At 40.7% G+C, this 19683-nt stretch carries 14 protein-coding genes; 2 read left to right on the top strand and 12 right to left on the bottom strand.

Features of this window, described 5'->3' with window-relative positions:
- Nucleotides 1-2: 2 nt before the first annotated feature.
- From ACIQXV_RS19265 to ACIQXV_RS19240, 6 genes are all read right to left on the bottom strand, one after another.
- Nucleotides 3-719 (bottom strand): ComF family protein, encoded by a 717-nt coding sequence (locus ACIQXV_RS19265; protein WP_402961186.1) that lies wholly within the window; start codon nt 717-719, stop codon nt 3-5.
- A gap of 15 nt (nt 720-734) precedes the next feature.
- Nucleotides 735-2222, bottom strand: coding sequence for an ATP-dependent helicase ComFA (locus ACIQXV_RS19260; RefSeq protein ID WP_402961184.1), 1488 nt, complete (start codon nt 2220-2222; stop codon nt 735-737).
- Between the two features lie 80 nt (nt 2223-2302).
- Nucleotides 2303-3274 (bottom strand): nuclease-related domain-containing protein, encoded by a 972-nt coding sequence (locus tag ACIQXV_RS19255; protein WP_402961182.1) that lies wholly within the window; start codon nt 3272-3274, stop codon nt 2303-2305.
- A 925-nt stretch (nt 3275-4199) separates the two neighbouring features.
- Entirely contained in the window at nt 4200-5039 is an 840-nt protein-coding gene (locus ACIQXV_RS19250; RefSeq protein WP_402961180.1) for a DegV family protein, read from the bottom strand.
- A gap of 134 nt (nt 5040-5173) precedes the next feature.
- A complete protein-coding gene (locus ACIQXV_RS19245; RefSeq protein ID WP_402961178.1) occupies nt 5174-5860 on the bottom strand; it encodes a response regulator transcription factor in 687 nt (228 codons plus the stop codon).
- A gap of 51 nt (nt 5861-5911) precedes the next feature.
- Nucleotides 5912-7054 carry a sensor histidine kinase gene (locus ACIQXV_RS19240; RefSeq protein WP_402961176.1) on the bottom strand — a complete coding sequence of 381 codons (1143 nt, stop codon included), beginning with the start codon at nt 7052-7054 and terminating at the stop codon, nt 5912-5914.
- 272 nt (nt 7055-7326) lie between these two features.
- On the opposite strand from ACIQXV_RS19240, the gene ACIQXV_RS19235 reads away from it, so the two are divergent.
- Nucleotides 7327-7965 carry a YigZ family protein gene (locus ACIQXV_RS19235; RefSeq protein WP_402961174.1) on the top strand — a complete coding sequence of 213 codons (639 nt, stop codon included), beginning with the start codon at nt 7327-7329 and terminating at the stop codon, nt 7963-7965.
- A gap of 119 nt (nt 7966-8084) precedes the next feature.
- Here ACIQXV_RS19235 and ACIQXV_RS19230 read toward each other — a convergent pair whose 3' ends face one another.
- Together ACIQXV_RS19230 and ACIQXV_RS19225 are read right to left on the bottom strand one after the other, a co-directional pair.
- On the bottom strand, nt 8085-9149 hold the full coding sequence (locus ACIQXV_RS19230) for a glycosyltransferase family 4 protein (RefSeq protein ID WP_402961172.1): 1065 nt from the start codon (nt 9147-9149) through the stop codon (nt 8085-8087).
- Nucleotides 9150-9352: 203 nt separating this feature from the next.
- Nucleotides 9353-14149 carry a bifunctional 2',3'-cyclic-nucleotide 2'-phosphodiesterase/3'-nucleotidase gene (locus ACIQXV_RS19225; protein WP_483874208.1) on the bottom strand — a complete coding sequence of 1599 codons (4797 nt, stop codon included), beginning with the start codon at nt 14147-14149 and terminating at the stop codon, nt 9353-9355.
- A gap of 409 nt (nt 14150-14558) precedes the next feature.
- On the opposite strand from ACIQXV_RS19225, the gene ACIQXV_RS19220 reads away from it, so the two are divergent.
- Nucleotides 14559-15620, top strand: a complete 1062-nt coding sequence (locus ACIQXV_RS19220) for an LCP family glycopolymer transferase (RefSeq protein ID WP_402961167.1) — start codon at nt 14559-14561, stop codon at nt 15618-15620.
- A 90-nt stretch (nt 15621-15710) separates the two neighbouring features.
- Here ACIQXV_RS19220 and ACIQXV_RS19215 read toward each other — a convergent pair whose 3' ends face one another.
- The 4 genes from ACIQXV_RS19215 to ACIQXV_RS19200 form a co-directional block, all read right to left on the bottom strand.
- Nucleotides 15711-16772, bottom strand: a complete 1062-nt coding sequence (locus ACIQXV_RS19215) for a glycosyltransferase family 4 protein (RefSeq protein ID WP_402961467.1) — start codon at nt 16770-16772, stop codon at nt 15711-15713.
- Nucleotides 16773-17188: 416 nt separating this feature from the next.
- Nucleotides 17189-18289 carry a glycosyltransferase gene (locus ACIQXV_RS19210; protein ID WP_402961164.1) on the bottom strand — a complete coding sequence of 367 codons (1101 nt, stop codon included), beginning with the start codon at nt 18287-18289 and terminating at the stop codon, nt 17189-17191.
- 44 nt (nt 18290-18333) lie between these two features.
- Nucleotides 18334-19065 (bottom strand): WecB/TagA/CpsF family glycosyltransferase, encoded by a 732-nt coding sequence (locus ACIQXV_RS19205; protein ID WP_402961161.1) that lies wholly within the window; start codon nt 19063-19065, stop codon nt 18334-18336.
- A gap of 165 nt (nt 19066-19230) precedes the next feature.
- The coding region (locus ACIQXV_RS19200) for an acyltransferase family protein (protein WP_402961159.1) at nt 19231-19683 on the bottom strand (453 nt) is incomplete at its 5' end.

Genomic DNA, 19683 nt, shown 5'->3' with positions numbered 1-19683 from the left:
CACTACCTCGCAAGTGTCAGCGATTGGATGCTTGCTGCTCCTGCCGCTTTTAAAACCTTCGCCGCGTGCCTTAGTGTGGATCCGGTTGTGTAAATATCATCAATTAGGACAACCCTTTTTCCTTGTAAATTAATTTCTGCGGCGAGTTTGAATACTTGGGGCAGATGAATTCGCTCTGACCTTGATTTTTTCGATTGCTTTTCTGAGTGTACCCGGGTAAGTATTTCCGAGGGGCGTTGGCCGGATTCGTTCAGGAGTGCCACTGCCTGGTTAAACCCGCGCTCATAAAGCCGTTCCATACTCAATGGAATCGGCACAAGTAAATCCGGGCTCATTTTTGTGAGTTCTGCTTTAAAAAATACTGAAAATACCTTTGCCAATACATAGTCCCCGCGAAATTTAAATTTCGCAATTACTTCTTTTAAAAATTCATTGTAGAGGAAGAGTGATCGATTTTTTTCAAGAAATCCATGCCACTCCGGATCCCCCTCCCAGCGGAAGCAATCATTACACAAATCCCCCTTGCGAAATTTCTCGTCAAGTTGGCAAAATGGCCGACAGCAAATCCGACAGGTTTCGCCTTCAATTTTTTCAAGGTTCCATTTGCATTTAGTGCAAAGGAAATGTTCTTCTTCAGTGGAAAAAATGGCTCTCCACCCTATGTCAGGATGGATTACATTATTACAGATTAGACAATGGTCTTGTTGGAATAGATTCATTTTTTTGGCTCCTTTTTATAGATCAAGCAACCCTCTCCTAACCCCTTCCCGGTTCATCGAGACAATTTGCCTCCTTGCCTTTATCATCTGGTCTGTTTTTCCATAATGAAAAAATGTCACCACCCCATCAGGATAATCCTTGCTCCGCCCTGCTCTTCCGGCAATTTGGACAAGGGCGCTTTCGGTAAAAATGGTATCTTCTGCTCCAATGACAGCAACATCGATATTTGGAAATGTTACACCACGCTCAAGGATGGTTGTTGTTAACAGTAATGGAATTTCTTTTGCCCGCATCTTCTGCACCTTGATTTTCCGGTCAGGATCTTCGGCATGGACAGCTTCAATGTTTGGAGCAATCCGTCGAAGAATGGTGAGGGCTTTTTCCATCAAAGGAATATGCGGAAAAAAGAGTAAGGCTTGTTTATCAGCCCGGAGTCGCTTTTGAATCCAGTCAATGACATTTTGGGGCAGTTTGTTTTTTTGCAGTCGTTTTTGCCAATTTCCGCACCAAACAAATTCGGGCACCGGCAGCGGGTGGCGGTGGAATCGGGCGGGAATGGTTGTGTAGGCTCTTTTTCCAGCGCGGCATTCACTTTGCCATTTTTGATTCGGTGTTGCAGTCAGATAAATCATCGCGGATGTGGTTTTGCGCGCCTGGGTAGCGGCGTGCTGGAGCGATTCCTCCACGGTATATGGAAAGGCATCAACCTCGTCCAAAATGATGGTGTCAAATGCTTGGTAAAAACGAAGCAGCTGGTGGGTGGTGGCAATTGTCAGCGGGGCAAAAAGATGTCGATCCTCGCTGCCGCCATAAAGGGAGGCCACAGTTATGTTAGGAAATGCCGCTTTTAGTCTTGGTGTGAGTTCTAAGACGACATCCGTTCTGGGTGTGGCGATACAGATTCTCTTCTTGGCTGTTAAAGCCGCTTCGATTCCGGCGAATAGGACCTCAGTTTTCCCCGCACCACAGACCGCCCAAATGAGGTGCTCCTGATTTCCATGGATTGCCTCCACCACCTGATTCGACGCCACTGTTTGCCCTTCTGAGAGCGTTCCCTCCCATTCTAATATCTTCGTAGGGTAAATGGTGTCAGGCACCGGACCATTCCAGCCGAGTAACGGTGTACATGCACTGATCCGCCCCATCATGAGACAATGGCGGCAATAAAGGCAGGTTTCTTCACATCGAGAACATGGAAAGGTTGCAAACCATTGTGGCTCCTTGTTGCCGCACCGAGCACAGATGGGCTGTTTTCCTTTGTAAACAATTGGTTGCCGGTATGTAACATATCCATTTTGATAATGTGTTTGGATTTCATCGAGAGTGAATGGGATATCATCAAGGAGGAGTTGTTTTCCGGTAAGGAGCTGCTGAAGTTCACGATTATAAGCGAAGTTTGGATTTATCTGCGGCTGTGGGATGGTTGGAATTTTCGCGATGGGCAGGGAGTCTTCTAGGGTGTTGCTTAGTATTAAAATTCCATTCTTTATAGTGAAACGCATGGTGGCACCTTCTGGGGGCATAAAATTGGTTTGATATGATTTTCTTCTAAGATGAAGTAACTCTCAGGATTGGGCCATTGTTAGTACAGACGGTTTTTTGTATGTCCTGTAGACGGCAGATTAAGAGATAGAAGAAATTTTTGAGAAATGTCTCTTGAAGGGAGTTGAAGTAAGTTCTGACATTCCATGTTAGTAATGGTTGGTTTAATTAACAGGAAGTGTACAAGTAGAGCTTCAATATGGCCATTTTTTGATAAGGTATGGCATTTAGGGCAAATCCATTTACCTTTTTTGTATTCCATCGGAATTTTTGAACAAGTAGAGTTTGGGCACATTACACCATTAGGTATATCCTTTTCCATAAGACCATATGTTTCCAAAATATTTATTTTTTTGGGGCTGTGTTGACTTAAGATTAATTTTCCTATTTCATACATTTTCTCAGGATCTATTTTAACTTGTTTATATCGCCTCTCACAGTCTTCGATTTTATTAAATAGATCTCTTCCTTTGCAAACTTTGCTAAAGTCAGCTCTAATATTTGGATTGGATTTCAAGATCGTTTTGTTAGCACTTTTGAAAAAAACAAGATGATCAATTGGCAGTAGATGGAGGCCGTTTTTGACTAGCCACCTTCTCAGAAGGGATTGAAGTCTCTGGCATTGTACACGAGGGTCCTCAAATGATTCTTCAGTACCGTCAGGATTAATCCGTATAAGCTGGTTAAAAACATTATCAAAATATAACGTACCAGAGATATTTTTTGCTTCAATAATGAGGATAAAGTTTTGGCAGATAAGTAGGGTATCAATTTGAAAATGAATGCCGTTCAGTTGAAGTTCAAGGTCGTGGAAGATAAGGTACTTTTCTTGTGGAAGTTCTTTGACGTAGTTAGCTAATGCCCTTTCGCCCCAATATCCTGCCCATCTTTTGGCTAGATCTTTATCGATTTCAGAATGTATAGGGTGGCCGCGTTTTAGGTATTTTTTTAGGATTTCAGTCAATATGAGTCTTTGGGGGATGGGAAGATCTTTCATAAGCAATTCTTTCATCACTCCTTTTTCTTTTTTTTAAAATTTCTCCATTCATTGGAGAAATTCCTGCATTTTTGTCGAAATTTATTTGATTTTGTTGCAGCTTTTTTCAAGGCTTTATTTTGGGGACTGATCCTTAAGTAGATTCCGCAGGTTTTGGCCGGGATTCCGCGGGTCTTGGAGTTTATTCCGCGGGTTTTCGATTTATTTCCGCGAACTTTTGACTTTTTCCCGCGGGATTTTCGAATTATTCCGCGAACTGACTTCAATGGTACCTTTTTTAATAATTCTCCGCCCATGCAACCCCTTATTTTTTCAGAGTCTGGCCCTTTCCCGTCGAATTCCGCGGGTTTTGGCCGGGATTCCGCGGGTTTTGGAGTTTATTCCGCGGGTTTTCGATTTATTTCCGCGAACTTTTGAATTTTTCCCGCGGGATTTGCGAATTATTCCGCGAACTGACTTCAATGGTACCTTTTTTAATAATTCTCCGTCCTAGCAACCCCTTATTTTTTCAGAGTCTGGCCCTTTCCCGTTGGATTCCGCGAGTTTCGGCTGGGATTCCGCGGGTTTTGGAGTTTATTCCGCGGGTTTTCGATTTATTTCCGCGAACTTTTGAATTTTTCCCGCGGGATTTCCGAATTATTCCGCGAACTGACTTCAATGGTACCTTTTTTAAAAATTCTCCGTCCTAGCAACCCGTTATTTTTTCAGAGTCTGGCCCTTTCCCGTCGAATTCCGCGGGTTTTGGCCGGAATTCCGCTGGTTCAGGAGTTTATTCCGCAGGTTTTCGATTTATTTCCGCGAACTTTTGACTTTTTCCTGCCTATTTCATGATTTATTCCGCAAATGGGCTTCATAGTTATCCTTTTTACATTCCACAATCGAAACCAAATTAAAAACCACCCCAGCCCAAGGGCCGGAATGGCAGCATACTTAATCTCTTTTATTTTTTCATCCAGCCCATGCCCATCGAGCCTTCACCGAGGTGTGTGCCAATGACGGCGCCGAAGTAACCAATCGAGAATTCGACGTTTGGATACTGGGCGGCCAACTCTTTGCGCCACTCCACTGCTTCTTCCTCACGATTGGCGTGAATGATGACGGCTTGATAGGGTTCACCACTCGCAGCATCTTCACCGAGCAGGTCCACCATTCGTTTCATTGCTTTCTTTCGGGTACGGATTTTTTCAAAAGGGACAATGACCTTATTTTCAAAATGTAACAGTGGTTTAACCTGCAGCAGGCTGCCGATAAAGGCCTGCGCACTTGAAAGGCGGCCGCCTCGCTGCAGATGGGATAGGTCATCGACCATGAAATAAGCTCGAGCCGAACCCTTCAACTCTTCAAGCCGGTCCATAATGGCCACCGCATCCTCGCCGCGTGAGGCAGTTTCAGCGGCCTCAAGAGCATAAAAGCCTTGAACCATGCAGCTGATTTCGGAATCAAAAGGGTAAACCTTGATACCGTCTACCATCGTACTGGCGGTGACTGCCCCTTGGTACGTGCCGCTGATCCCGCTTGAAAGGTGGATACTAATGACGGCATCGTAGTCTTCCGAAAGCCGTTCAAATAGCTCGACAAATTGCCCAATCGGCGGCTGGGATGTAGTTGGGAGTGCCTTTGTCTTAACCTCTTCATAAAACACACCCGCGGTAAGATCGATTTCTTCACGATAGGCCTCGTTCCCGAAAATGATATTTAAAGGGATCATATGTATATTCCATTTTTCTCGTAATTCTTTCGGTATGTACGCGGTACTATCCGTGACAATTGCCGTTTTCATAAAGTTTTACCATCCTTGTCTATTAACTGCACTATGTTTGCTTATATTTTATATGAAAAAGCAACAATTTGCATTATCTCCATCAAAAAAGAGCACGCCCAACTTGAGCGTGCTCTTTACTATTTTTGAAAAAATTATCGTACTTCCACCCAGCCATTTTTGATTGCGACAACGACGGCTTGGGTACGGTCGTTGACGTTCATTTTTTGTAAAATGTTACTAACGTGATTTTTGACTGTTTTTTCGCTGATGAATAAGGATTCGCCGATACCGCGGTTGCTTTTTCCATCAGCAAGCATTTGCAGTACTTCGCATTCACGGCGTGTTAATAGGTGCAATGGACGGCGAATTTCGACCATTGGCACGTAGCCGCCTCCGCCACGGGCAACACCTGCTGCCAGTTTGCGATATTCATTGACCAAATTATGCGTGACTTTTGGATGTAAATAGGAACCGCCGTCAGCCACAACCCGGACCGCTTCAATCAAGGCATCTGCATCCATTTCTTTTAATAGATAGCCTCGTGCACCTGTTTTTAATGCATGTGTCACATAGTTCTCATCGTCATGAATCGATAAAATGATGATCTTTGTGTTTGGGTATTTTTCAATAAGCTCTCGGGTTGCCTCAACCCCATTCATTTGCGGCATATTAATATCCATAATGACAACATCAGGCTGGTGCTCTTGCACAAGACCTAATGCTTCGCTGCCGTCATCGCCTTCAGCTACGACTTGAAACGACTTTTCGAAATCTAGTATTCTCTTAACGCCTTCTCTGAATAGTTGGTGATCGTCTATAATGACAATTTTGGTAGTCAATTGCTACGCCCCCTCATTCTTCAAAATTCAATTTTATTATCACTTGCCAAATTAGTTGTTTAATGGAACACGGATGAATACATCGGTTCCTTTGCCTATTTTTGAATCGAATGTGATTTCTCCATGAAGCAGGTCGACTCGCTCTCTCATGCCGATCATCCCAAACGACTCAGGCTTTTGCTTCGCAGTATCAAATCCAACGCCGTTGTCCTTAATCATAACGGTAATCACAGCATTGGTTATTTCTAATTTCACTTTGATTTCACAGGCATTTGCATGCTTGAGCGCGTTTTGTACGGACTCTTGAATGATTCGGAACAGTGCGACCTCATACTTCGTGGGAAGCCGGCTCTCCAGACCAACATTTACAAAGTTTATCTTCGATTGGTTATGATATTCTTCGATTGTTTGTAAATATTTTCTGAGGGTTGGGACGAGTCCTAAATCATCTAATGCCATCGGCCTTAGGTCGTAGATAATCCGCCGGACTTCATAAAGGGCGGAACGGACCATTATTTTATAATCATGGATTTCCGAAAAGGCCTCATCTGGTCCCCTTTCCCGATATACGCGTTCAATTAAATCCGAGCGCATGATGACGTTCGCCAGCATTTGTGCCGGTCCATCGTGAATCTCCCTTGATAGCCGTTTCCGCTCTTCTTCCTGTGCTTCAATAATTTTCAAGCCGAAGTCTTGTTTGGCTTTGGCATTTTCTAATGCTTCGCCGACTTGTTTTAAATCGCTTGTTAAGTAATTCATCACCACTGAAATTTGCGAAATGAGCTGATCTGCCCGGTCAATCGTTTGATGTAATCCGACTAGTCTTCGTTCGAGATCGTCCCTTTTTTCCAAAAGCTGTTTTTTATACTGCCAGTTAATCGAAAGGTCCATCTGCAGCTGGTGGGCTTTTTCGTAGGCTTCACGGACCTCTTCCTCAGTATAACGTTTAAAATTCATACTGACTTCCGACAACATAACCCGAGCTTTTTGTACTTGTCCCTCTAGCTTGTCGCCCTCTTCAATGAGATTGACCATCATTTGCTTGATATTCGTGAGTTCTGTTGTCATGTTCTCGTAGTCTTGACGGCACTGCTCACCAATTCGGAAGATATCACTTTTACTGCATGTGACGGTATCAATCATTTCTTCACGAATTTCATCAATTGATTTCATATTAATCTGCTTAATTTTCATCTCATTCCTCCAGGAGGGGTTCACTTTCCCCCTTATTCCTTAAGGCCTTCTCACATATTTTACCTTGAATTGTACCAATTGGCTAATCTGAACAGACATAGGTGGCCTCATACTTGGATGAAAAGTAGTATAATAGTAGTATTTCATCCAATTCAACGATTCTTTTTAATAAAAGTTTCTTGTTGAACCATGTCTATTATATCATTCGAACGTTACTACCATATTAAAGGTATATTACATCAATATTTTTTTAAAATAGGAAGGAGCTTGTCATGCTGCCTCGATACCATACCGTTAAACAGACGGGGGAACACGAAATTATTATCCAAAAGTCCCGATTTATTGCCCATATTAAAAGAGCTGAAACGGAAAATGAAGCCCAGAAATTCATTCAAGCAATGAAAAAACAGCATTGGGATGCCACCCATAACTGCTCTGCTTATCTCATTGGCGAGCATGATCAAATACAAAAAGCCAATGATGACGGCGAACCAAGCGGAACCGCCGGCGTCCCTATTCTTGAGGTTTTGAAAAAAAGAAAGCTGAAGGACACGGTTGTGGTGATTACCCGCTACTTTGGCGGGATTAAATTAGGCGCTGGAGGCCTGATTCGCGCTTACGGCAAAGCAACATCAGAGGGTCTAGACGCAGTTGGCATCGTCGAAAGGAAACTCACGCAAATTATCAACGTGAAAATAGACTATACCTGGCTTGGGAAAATTGAAAAGGAATTGCGGGCCTCCGAGTACACCATAAGAGAAATTCATTACTTAGATACTGTTGAAGTTGAAACATATGTGGACAAAAGTCATGCCCCTGCATTCATGGAATGGATGGTAGAACTGACAAATGGCCAATGCACAATGGAAAAAGGAGAAACCGTTTATCTAGAAAGTGACTTTATGAGGTAAAAAACGGTAGTTCTTGAGGTTGATTATATTTGGTTTTCAATTAGAAGGCAATTGGGAAAAAAAACAGAAAGGGGCTCGGTTCATTTGACCTGAGTCCCTTTGTTTAATAACAAGCACTACTATGAACGGTCTTTAGCGGTGCTTGTTTTTAGTGTACGAACAATATTTAACAATGGCCGATGATCCTTCCCCATTAAGCCAATTTTTTCGGCAATGATTTCGATGATGAGGACCACCATTCCGATTAAGAAAAGCGCCCCGCCGATCCTTGCCTGAGAGTAAATCACGGCGACGAGACCAAAAAAGGCTGCCATCGCATAAATAAGTAAAACGGTCTGACGATGGGAATAACCCATGCGCAGCATGCAATGATGCAGATGGGATTTGTCCGGTGCGGACAATGGCTGTTTGTTAATGATTCTTCTGATAATAGCAAATAAGGTATCGGAAATTGGGACTCCGAGGATGATGACGGGAATGACAAACGAAATAAAGGTTACATTTTTAAAACCAAGGAGCGATAGGACCGAAATGATGAACCCCAAAAAAAGTGCTCCCGTGTCCCCCATGAAAATACTTGCAGGATGGAAATTGTAGAATAAAAACCCAAGTGTACTCGCTAAGACAATCGAACCGACCGCTACCACGTAAAAATTCCCCTGAATCATGGCCATCCCTGATATCGTAATTAAGGCAATCGAAGACACACCCGCAGCCAATCCGTCGAGACCATCAATTAAGTTAATGGCATTGGTGATGCCGACAATCCAAAGAATGGTGAAGGGAATACTAAAAAAACCAAATTGGAGCTGTCCGCCAAACGGCAGGTTAATAAACACCATTTGCAAGTCGCCTAAAAAAACCACACTACAAGCAGCAGCTAATTGACCTAGTAGCTTGTATTTAGCCGGCAATTCAAACAGATCATCACAAAAGCCGGTGATAACAATAATTAAGCAGCCAATTATGATAGCGAAGGAGTAACTGTTTTCGGGTCTTAATAGGAAAATACCTGCCATAAAACTAATAAATATCGCTAAGCCTCCAAGTCTTGGCATAATCGACTGATGAACTTTTCGATGATTTGGCCTGTCTGTTGCACCAATGACAAAGGCTAATTTTTTTATAAGTGGCGTTATAAGAATAGAGGCAACAAAACATACTATCAAGGTAAGATAAAGCATTAAACATCCTCCTTGTTAGTCAGTTTGTCCATTATAGACAAAACAAAAACAAACAAAGGATAGTAAAAAACGGAAATTTGAAGAAAAGCGGAAGCGCCTTGGCGCTGGAGCTAGACAATTCTCAAAGTCGAAATTTCTATCTTATCTTTCAAAAAAATAAAAGAGGCGATTCCCGAAGGAACCACCTCTTTATTGCTGACGGATTACTTGATCCAAGCTCCGTCTTTTCCTAATTTGTATCCGCCGACTGAAGTGTTAGCAGCCATGCTTCCATCATTGTTTAGGAAGTACCATTTGCCGCTTACTTGTACCCAGCCTGTTTGCATTGCACCAGATGATTTAAGGAAATACCACTTGTTATTCACTTTCACCCAGCCTGTTTGCATTGCACCAGAATCTGCAAGGAAGTACCAAGTATTGCCGTCTTTCACCCAGCCTGTTTTCATTTCGCCTGATTTTACAAGATAGTACCACTTGCCATTTACTTGAGCCCAGCCTGTTTTCATTTTGCCAGATTTTTCAAGGTAGTACCAGTTCTTACCATCCTGAATCCAACCAGTTTGCACATAGCCAGATTTTGTAAAGTAATACCAATTGCCATCAATCGATACCCATCCAGTTGCCAATGCACCTGAATTTTTAAATACGTACTTAACGCTATTAATTGTCTGCTGGCCAGTTACCATCGTGTATGTCTCTTCGTCCATATAATAGTAAATACCACCGACATAAAGCCATCCAGTTACAAATTCACCTGTAGCCGGGTCTACATAATACCAGTCGCCTTCGAATGGAATCCATCCTGTTTGAATTTCATAAACAGTTGTTTCTGTTGCTTCACTTACGTTTCCTGATTGATCTGTAGCAGTAATAACTAATGTAGTTCCAACTGCTTGTTTAGGGAACTCAATTTCAAATACACCATCTTCATCTGCAGTTGCAGAACCAATTACCGTTCCGTTTACTTTCACTTCTACAGTTGAACCCGGTTCAGCTTGTCCTGTTACCCAGGTGTCAAACTGTGTTACTCCAAAGTCTAAAAATGGTGCTTCAGGTGCTGTTACATCTGCAACTGTCACTTTTGTTTCAGCGCTGATATTGCCAGCAGTGTCTCCTGCAGTAATGACAAGGACAGTTCCTGCTTCCTGAGCAGCAATTTCTACTGTAAATTTGCCGTCTTCGCCTGCAGTGGCTGTTCCAAGTAATACACCATTTGCAGTGACGTTTACGGATGCTCCAGCTTCAGCAGTACCAGTAACCTTCGAAGCCTTTTCTGTTACTTGGTTAACAGTTGGTGCTGCAGGTGCTGTTACGTCTTTAACCGTTACTTCTGTTTTGCTTACGTTGCCCGCTGCGTCTGCTGCTGTAATGACAACTTTTGTGCCTGCTTTTTGTACAGGGATGCTAATTGTAAAAGTTCCGTCTGCTGCTGCAGTAGCCGTCCCAAGCACTGTAGAGCCAACTTTTACTTCTACTTTTGCTGCTGCTTCAGTTTTACCAGTGATTTTGGTTGTTTGATCTGTTACTTCAGCTACCACTGGTGCCACAGGTGCTGTCGTATCCAGTACTGTAATACGGCCTTCGATTTCAGCATAAATCGGTCTTGATTGAGCTTTTACATAATCAATCAACGTGTCTAGGTCCGTTTTTAATACTGTGCGTTCTTTACCTTGCTTAAGGATGGTATAGCCATCACCGCCATCAGCCATAAAGTTGTTGACAGCCACCGTGTATTCGGCTTTTGGATCAATTTTCTGACCGTTTGGTAAGAAAATATCTTCTACCTTTTTGCCAATTTCATATTTATCATCCCACGTATAGGTTAATCCTGAGATCGACATAATACGGTTTCTATCAGCGGCAAATTGCTGATTTAATAATGTTCTTACTTGCTCTCCCGTAATCTTTAGGGTTACAACGTCATTCCCAAATGGCTGAATTGCGAATAAATCGCCCCATGTGATGGTACCCTTTTTAAGGTCATCACGAATACCGCCTGAATTCATGAAGGCAAAATCTGCTTTTGATTGTTCTTTCATCGCATCAGCAATTAAGTTACCTAATGATGATTCGCCGGCAGGAGTTTGTGTACGTGTAAGCGCAACAGCAGATTTACCAACTACTTCACCAATGATCGGTGCGATATCTGCTTTATATTTATCAAGCTCTGCCTTGATTTTTGCATCAGGTGTAATGCTATCTTTAAAAGTTGATTCGACCACAGCTTTTTTCGTTACGATATCTTGTGTTACCGGGTCAATCGTAAGGTCAACATCTGAGAAAGCAGTTCCATAAGAATATGATTGAACTAGCAATTTACCATTTACAGTGGAGTTTAAGTATTTATGGTCATGGGCACCAAAAATAACGTCTACTTCCGGATCGATAGCTTTTGCCATATCGACCACTTTACCTGTTGGATTATCTCCATTTGATGCTGAAGTTCCAGGGTCATGGGCAAGAACGACAATGGACTTAACGCCCTTAGCTTTTAATTCTGCCGTATACTTATTGACTGCTGCTACTTCATCAGTAAATTTAACACCTTCAACACCGCTTGCTGTAACGATACTTGGTGTTTCAGTTGTCACGACACCGATAAAGCCAATCTTAACACCGTCAACTTCTTTTACTACGTATGGAGGTAAAATTAACTCACCGGTTTTCTCATCCTCTACGTTTGCGACAACATATGGGAAGGCAGCTCCTTCAAATTCACCATATTTATCCACCGTTTTTGGATGCGCACCACCGTAGATTAAACGCTTCATTTCGGCAACGCCTTCATCGAATTCATGGTTACCGATTGTACCAACGTCCATTCCGATTTCATTCATGAAACGGATTGTCGGCTCATCTTGTAATAGGGCAGATACCGGACGGCTTGCACCTACTAAGTCCCCAGCTTGTACCATTAAAGTATTAGATGGGTTTGTTGCTTCTCTTTGTTTTAAGTAAGCTGCTAAATATTCAATTCCTCCGACATCACGGTTAGAAACCTTTGCTGAATAATCCAATTGGCCATGAAGGTCGTTAATTCCCAATAATTGAACATGTACTTTTTGGTCTAATTCAAACAGGTCATATCCTGATTTCGTTGTTGATGCGCCAAGGTCTTTTACATTTGGTGTCTGACCTAGGTATGGTTTTGCTTCTGGAGCAGAGTGGAATACTAATTTCGCCACGCCGCCAACAGGGGCAATTTTCCAGTTATTATCTGCAACTGGGTTGATTGTGCCTTTTGCGCTAATATAATCCATTAAGATTTGACGGTTTTCAAATGGAGAATCCACGACAACCTTCGCATCTTTCAACTCAGGCAGACCACCGCTGCCACCTGCACGGTAGTTATTTGTTGCAACGATGAATTTTTGAGCTGGGTTAACAGCAGTACCATCCATCATCGTTAGCTTGATAATTCGCTGCCCAACCGGTTTAGTCACATCAATTTGGTATTTCACCCCATCGATGACATCATAGTTGTATGGACGGAAATCATAATCAAGTAAATCTTGATTCCCTTCTTTATTCGGGTCGATCTGGTTAAATTGTGAGGCAGAAATTTCTAACCAGCGCTTAACTTGATCGCCAGTAACCTCAACAGCTTTTAATGTATTATCAAACAAATACAAATCGGCTGCACTCTTGATGGCTACCGGGCCTTTTGCGATGTTCGTATAATCAGATACACCACCACGACCACCTTTAAATGGTGCTGCGGCAGAAAGAACGGGAACATTCTTATATTCTGGTGCATTTGTGTTTATCCATTTTTTCACGTAATCCATTTGCGCTGCGTTAACAATTTGTGTTGACGCATCATCCATTACACGGGTGAAGAAGCTGTGCATTGGAATCTCAGTTTCACCAATTTTTCCATTTACATAAGCTATTGTTGCATCATGAACTTCCTTCACATCAGCTTCAATTTTAGAATCAACAGCTGTCTTAGCATCAACAGGGCGGTTAACGGATTTCGAGTTGGCTTTATCAACTGTCCACTTGCCGTTTGTATCCTGAACAAGAGCTAAATCAAGTACGCCGAGGTTATTTCCCCAGAAGCCTGCTTCAACAGCTTGTACACCGTTGATTTTTCCATTCGTATTATCGATTCCGTTCTTGCCGTTAAATGAGGCATCACCAGGGAAGTTCAAGTGGGCATGTCCAAACAGCATCGCATCGATTCCAGGAACCTTTGTTAGATCATAAACAGCATTTTCAGCTTCTTCTTGTCCTGCTTCGGCAATGTCACAACCAGAGTGCGCAATCGCAACAATAACGTCAGCGCCTTCTGCTTTCATTTTAGGAATAAATTTCTCAGCTTGTTTCTTAATATCCTTGGTAATAACTTTACCACTTAGGTTGTCTTTATCCCACCTCATAATTTGCGGTGGTGCAAATCCGATTACTCCAACCTTAATGGTTGACTCTTTACCAGAGGAATCTACAATCGTTTTATCGATAATTTGGTAAGGAGTGAAGTAGTTAACATCATTATCAGGGTTACTATCGTGATCGTCTTTGTAAATGTTAGCGTTTACAATCGGGAACTGAACTTCTCCCAAAACGTCATTCAAATAGTCCAATCCATAATTGAATTCATGATTTCCAACGATACCGGCATCATACTTCAAATGATTCATTGCTTTGAATATAGGGTGAGTATCATTTGGCCCTAATTTATTCACTTTTGCAACATAACTGGCAAGAGGATTTCCTTGAATCGTGTCACCAGCATCAAATAGCATTGAATTTGCAACTTCCGACCTAGCTTGTTGGATCAATGTGGCTGTTTTTGCTAATCCATAATTTGTTACTGGTGCATCTTTGAAATAGTCATACGGCATTACATTCGAATGCAAATCCGTAGTTTCCAAGATACGGAGTGTAGCAGTATTTCCAGTTCCTTCAGCTTTAGCAGCATGTGGGAAAATATTCAACGGAACTGTTGTTAGAGCTAATGCAACAGCTAGAGAACTATTAAGCATTCGTTTTTTCATGCTTCTTTTTATCTTTCTCTTCACACTTTTTCCGCCCTTCGACAAAAATTTTTGTATTGCATGACTATTCTACTAATTATTTCAGTAGATTAATAGTCTTTTTTGTAAAATATTTGCGGGCATTTTATTGAAAGTTTGTAAACGTTATATACTCTGAATCTTATGAATTTTATCTTGTGTTTATAAGGGTCTGTTTGACAAATTTTTTAACGTGAACATGTAACTTCGACATAAGTGAAACCGTCTATTTTGTGAAGGTGTGGTGTAGGTAGAATAATAGAAAATATGATTGTCTTCCATTTTCGACAAAAAAATTCAATTTACGTGAAGGCTGAAATAAAGTAAAATGAAAGCTGGACTTTTGTTTTTAAACATATTCATACAGATTTGTATATAAAGGAGAAATCATATGTCTGAACTTCAACGTTCAAATCGATCAAATCAAAAGAAAAAAGGCCGTAAGAAGCGTATTTTTATGTGGATTTTTGTTCCAATATTAATCGTGGCATTAAGCGGGGCAGCCTATGCGACCGTTTTACTAAAAAAAGCCGAATCAGTTGTTAGTAAATCGTACAAGCCTGTCAAAACCGTTTCCAAACGACCGGTTCAGGTTAATCCAGATTTGGATAATATCTCGATTCTGCTGATCGGGGTTGATGAGAGCAAAAGCCGGGCAAAACAATATGGAGAAGCTATTCGCTCTGATGCCCTTCTAGTTGCAACTTTTAACAAAAAGGAAAAATCGGTAAAGCTGTTAAGCATTCCGCGTGATTCTTATGTTTATATCCCAGGGAAAAATAAGAAGGATAAAATTACTCACGCCCATGCCTTCGGTGGTCCAAAAATGACGATTGAAACGGTCCAGGAGCTTCTCGATATTCCGATTGATTATTATGTAAAAGTAAACTTTTATGCATTCATGGATGTGGTCAATGCCTTAGATGGAATCGATGTTGATGTCCCTTACGCTTTATCTGAACAGGATTCAGAAGACCATCCAAACGCCATTAATTTGAAACCAGGTATGCAGACATTGAACGGTGAAGAGGCGTTGGCACTTGCAAGAACAAGGCATCACGATACGGATGTCATGCGAGGGATGAGGCAGCAGGAAATTATTAAAGCACTAATGAAAAAAGCACTTTCTTTACAATCAATTTCAAAACACACGGACATTATCGAGGCTGTTGGCGACAATATGCAAACGAATATGTCATTTAATGATATGAAATCGTTAATTGATTATGGCCTTACAGGCAACGGCCTAAACATTGAAACCTTAAACCTTAAGGGAGACGATGCATATATAAATAAAATCTACTATTATAAGCTTGATGAACAATCGCTTAAAGAAACTAAAACGATTTTGAAAACACATTTGGAAATCGGTTCAAATACAGCGAATGCCAGTTTAAATGATACTAATTCCAGTACTGAAACAGATGATGAAACATCATCGAATGAAAATTAAGGGAATACAGCAATGGCCGTCTCACCTATTGTGAGACGGCTTTTTCTTGCACAAAAGAGCCTGACCGATGTCGGTCAGGCTCTCCACTGTTTATCTATTTCGGACAGTTGTAACTAATATAACACGCATAAATTTGATCAACGGTCGATAATTCTTGCCGACGAGGCCAATCATTTCCGCAAATAATTCAATCATAATCAATAAGAGGACGATAAAGAGTGAGCCGCCCAAGAGTTTGGCCTGCGAAAAGATGATCGCTGCCAATCCGAAGAAGGCTGCCATTGCATAGATGATCAGCACTGTCTGGCGATGGGTGAATCCAGATCGAAGCAGACAATGATGTAAATGCGATTTATCAGGTGCTGATAATGGCTTCTTATTAACAATTCGGCGAAGAATTGCAAAAAATGTATCAGAGATTGGTACTCCGAGAATAATAATCGGGACAATAAAGGAAATGATGGTTACATTTTTAAAACCTAGTAATGAAAGTACTGATATCATGTAACCTAGAAATAATGCGCCCGTATCACCCATAAAGATTTTTGCCGGGTGGAAATTGTAAATCAAAAATCCAAGTGTACTTGCTAACACGATAGAGGCAATAGCTGTTACAAATCCATCACCCATGATGACCGCCATCCCGGAAATAGTAATCAAAGCGATCGAGGATACACCGGCTGCTAATCCATCTAGGCCATCGATCAGATTAATTGCATTTGTAATGCCGACGATCCAAATGATTGTTAATGGGACACTTAAATATCCAAATTCAATTTTGCCTCCGAATGGCACGTTGATAAAATCAACGTCAATGCCACCCCAAATGACAACGACAGCCGCTGCTGCAATTTGAGCAATAAATTTTACTTTTGCTGAAAGCTCCATCATATCATCTAGTATTCCTGTAATTACGATGATCATACTTCCAACGATGATTGGCAGCGTATAATCGCCACCTGGACGAAGCACCAGCATACCGATAATAAAACTTAAGTATATGGCTAAACCACCCAGACGGGGCATAATTTTCTGATGAACTTTTCGTTGATTTGGTTTATCTGTTGCACCAATTTTAAATGCAAGCTTCTTAACAAAAGGTGTAAGAAGTATCGAACACATAAAGCATAATATCAGGGTGATATAGATCATCATGATCCTCCTCATAACTATTTAACCTATTTCAGATAAAGAAAACAGGCAAAATGGAGCAACCATCTAGGTTACTAGAAAGTTAGTTATCTATTTAACAATCCTTTTCAAACATAGTGAATATAAGTACCATGTGGATTATAACACAACTACTATCTATTTTAAATAGAATTTCCTCATGATGCGATTTAGTAAATATTGAATTAATCCATTAAACCTAACAAAATACTATTTTAATAGAGAAAGGTCAGGAAAAATCCCCACTAAGGAGGGATTTATTTTAAATGGATTTGTATGTAAATTACTATACCATGAAATATGACGAAATGATCATGAAAAAGTTGCAGATTCGCCAAATTATTATTAAAAATACTTTTTTTACCAAGATTTCGACATTATGGACGATATGCTATTCATTACCGGGATTGTTTATATGCTTGATAAATACTGTCCACGAAGGATTGTATGGAATAATGATGTGATACATATTCCCTAAATTTGCTTCCCATTTTCGAAAGGGCATCTGCTTTCTTCATATCAATTGCTTCTGTAATCGAGGAAACAATTTCTGCTTTTTCATCGCCATTGACAATAAAACCATACGATGGTTCCGGAATCATATCTCGAACACCGCCAACGTCAGTCGTAATCACTGGTGTGTTTGCTCTTGCTGATTCTAATAAAACAAGTGGAAAACTTTCCGTCTGTGAAGTCAGCAGTGTTACATCAGCTATTTGGTAGAGTGCATCGACATCTTCTCTGTGCCCCAAAAGCATAACATGGTGCTCGAGACCCTTTTTTACAATTAAACTTTGAATATCATTTTTTATTGGCCCATCTCCGACTAACAGCAATCTGATCTCCGTATGAAGCTTGATCGCCTCTTCAACAGCATCAAGAGCGAGAAAATGCCGTTTTACCGGATCCAATCGGGCTACCATTAATATGACGAAATCATTCGGAGAAAGTTTCAATTCTTCCCTGGATAGCTCTGTTGACACTGAAGCATTGAAATCAATCCCATTATAAATCGTTGTTATTTTCGTAAGGTTGACGCCAAACTCCACCATCATTTCCGTAAATCTCTTTGAAATCGCAAAATAATGATCCGGTTTTTTTAACACAACTAAATTGAGCCTTGTAAACAGGTCCCCTTTTATACCCCTGCCAAGAAAGTCATTTCTTGGGTCACTGTGGACGGTTGTCATCCATGTAACGGAGGTGAATTTTTTCAGAAAATAACCATATAAATTGGCCCGTGCTCCATGTGTATGAAGAATACTGATGTTTTCTTTTTTTATATAGGAAATGATCTTAAAGAGAACCGATAAATCGTACCTTGAAGATTGCTCAAAGGTAATCGTTTGGATACCGGCAGCTTTTGCATTTTCCTCAAATATTCCTTTTTCTAAAAGACCGAGCACAAATTCTTCTCTATTAAGCTCTTTTAAAAGGGAGAGGATATGTACCATTCCCCCACCTGTTTCATTGCCTGCATTTAGATGCAATACCTTCATTGTCGATGTCTCCTTTATACGTAAAAATCAAGGAATTCACTTGTTTAACCCTTTGGCTTGAATTGAAGCATGCGCATGAGAAACAGTGGAAGAACAAGCATGCGGCGCCAGCGGCTAGGCTGCTTCATAAGCCGGTAAAGCCATTCAAGATTCAGCTTTTGCCAAATGATAGGTGCACGTTTAACCGTGCCGGCCAGAACATCAAAGCTCCCACCCACACCAATAAATAGGCCATGATCGAATTGAGCCAGATTTTTGGCAATAAAGTTTTCTTGGCGTGGTAATCCAAGAGCAACGAAAATCAAATCCGGTTTCAATTGCTTAATTTCCTCTTGAATCTGATTTGAATCCCAATCAAAAAAACCATTATGGAAACCGGCAATCTTTAAATTTGGATATTGTTGTTTACTATTCTCCACTGCTTTTTCGACTACCTCCTGTTTCGCTCCAAGGAAATATGCGCTCCAGTGTGAATCGCTTCCTTTCTTCAGTAATTCCTGCATCAGTTCAAATCCTGGAATACGTTCAGGTAGAGGATCTCCAATAATTTTTGAACCAATGATAATCCCGATTCCATCCGCAATCACATAATCTGCCTGTTGAATATTTTTCATGTATTCATGGTCTTGATTCGCCTGCATGACGATTTCGGGGTTCGCCGTCACCAAAAAGGTCTTCATATTATCTTCAATCCGTTTTGTTAGGATATTAAGTATATTCTCTCTATTAACCGAATTAAACATTACGTTTAAAATGTTAACTTTATTTTCCTTCATAAGTTTCACTCTTCTCTTTTAAAAATGTAAATAGCCAATTTTATTATAAGAAAAAAGGCAAGAACCTTTCTGAATCGTCGATGACGTCATGAACAGGCCCCTGCCATTTGGCTAAAACGAGTATAATTGATTTCATTTGTAAATATCAACCACAAGATTAATTCCTTAAGCAGATTTGTTATTCACAGGGATATTTTTATGTTGTTTGTCTCTATCACCTTTTAAATAAGAATAAACGAAATTACCAAATTTCACACTGGAGAGATCGATGTATTTATAAGAGAAATAAGATAATGGAAATAGTATTACCATTGAACAGCCAAACATTAATAAAAAGCTGATTTTATAGGAAAAATAACCTAGTAATGCTTTAAATAACGCTGTTGAAAAAGAACATAATATAACTAAATGAATGACATACAACGAAAATGAAATATTCCCAAGAAAGAGCATTACCTTATGTGAGAAGAACTTTTGCAATATTTTCGAGCTTAATAAGACATAAACAAGCAAAAATCCACCAATTATATGATAAAACTGATAAAAATAAACTCCCTTAATAAAATTGAAATTTAATACGTTATAAATCGTATTTTTAGTAGGTAAATCATATGGATA

The sequence above is a fragment of the Neobacillus sp. NPDC097160 genome, from assembly GCF_044762155.1.
In the GTDB taxonomy this organism is placed as follows: domain Bacteria; phylum Bacillota; class Bacilli; order Bacillales; family Cytobacillaceae; genus Neobacillus.
The sequence above is the reverse complement of the archived record's forward strand: the minus strand, read 5'-3'. Positions and strand labels throughout refer to the sequence as shown.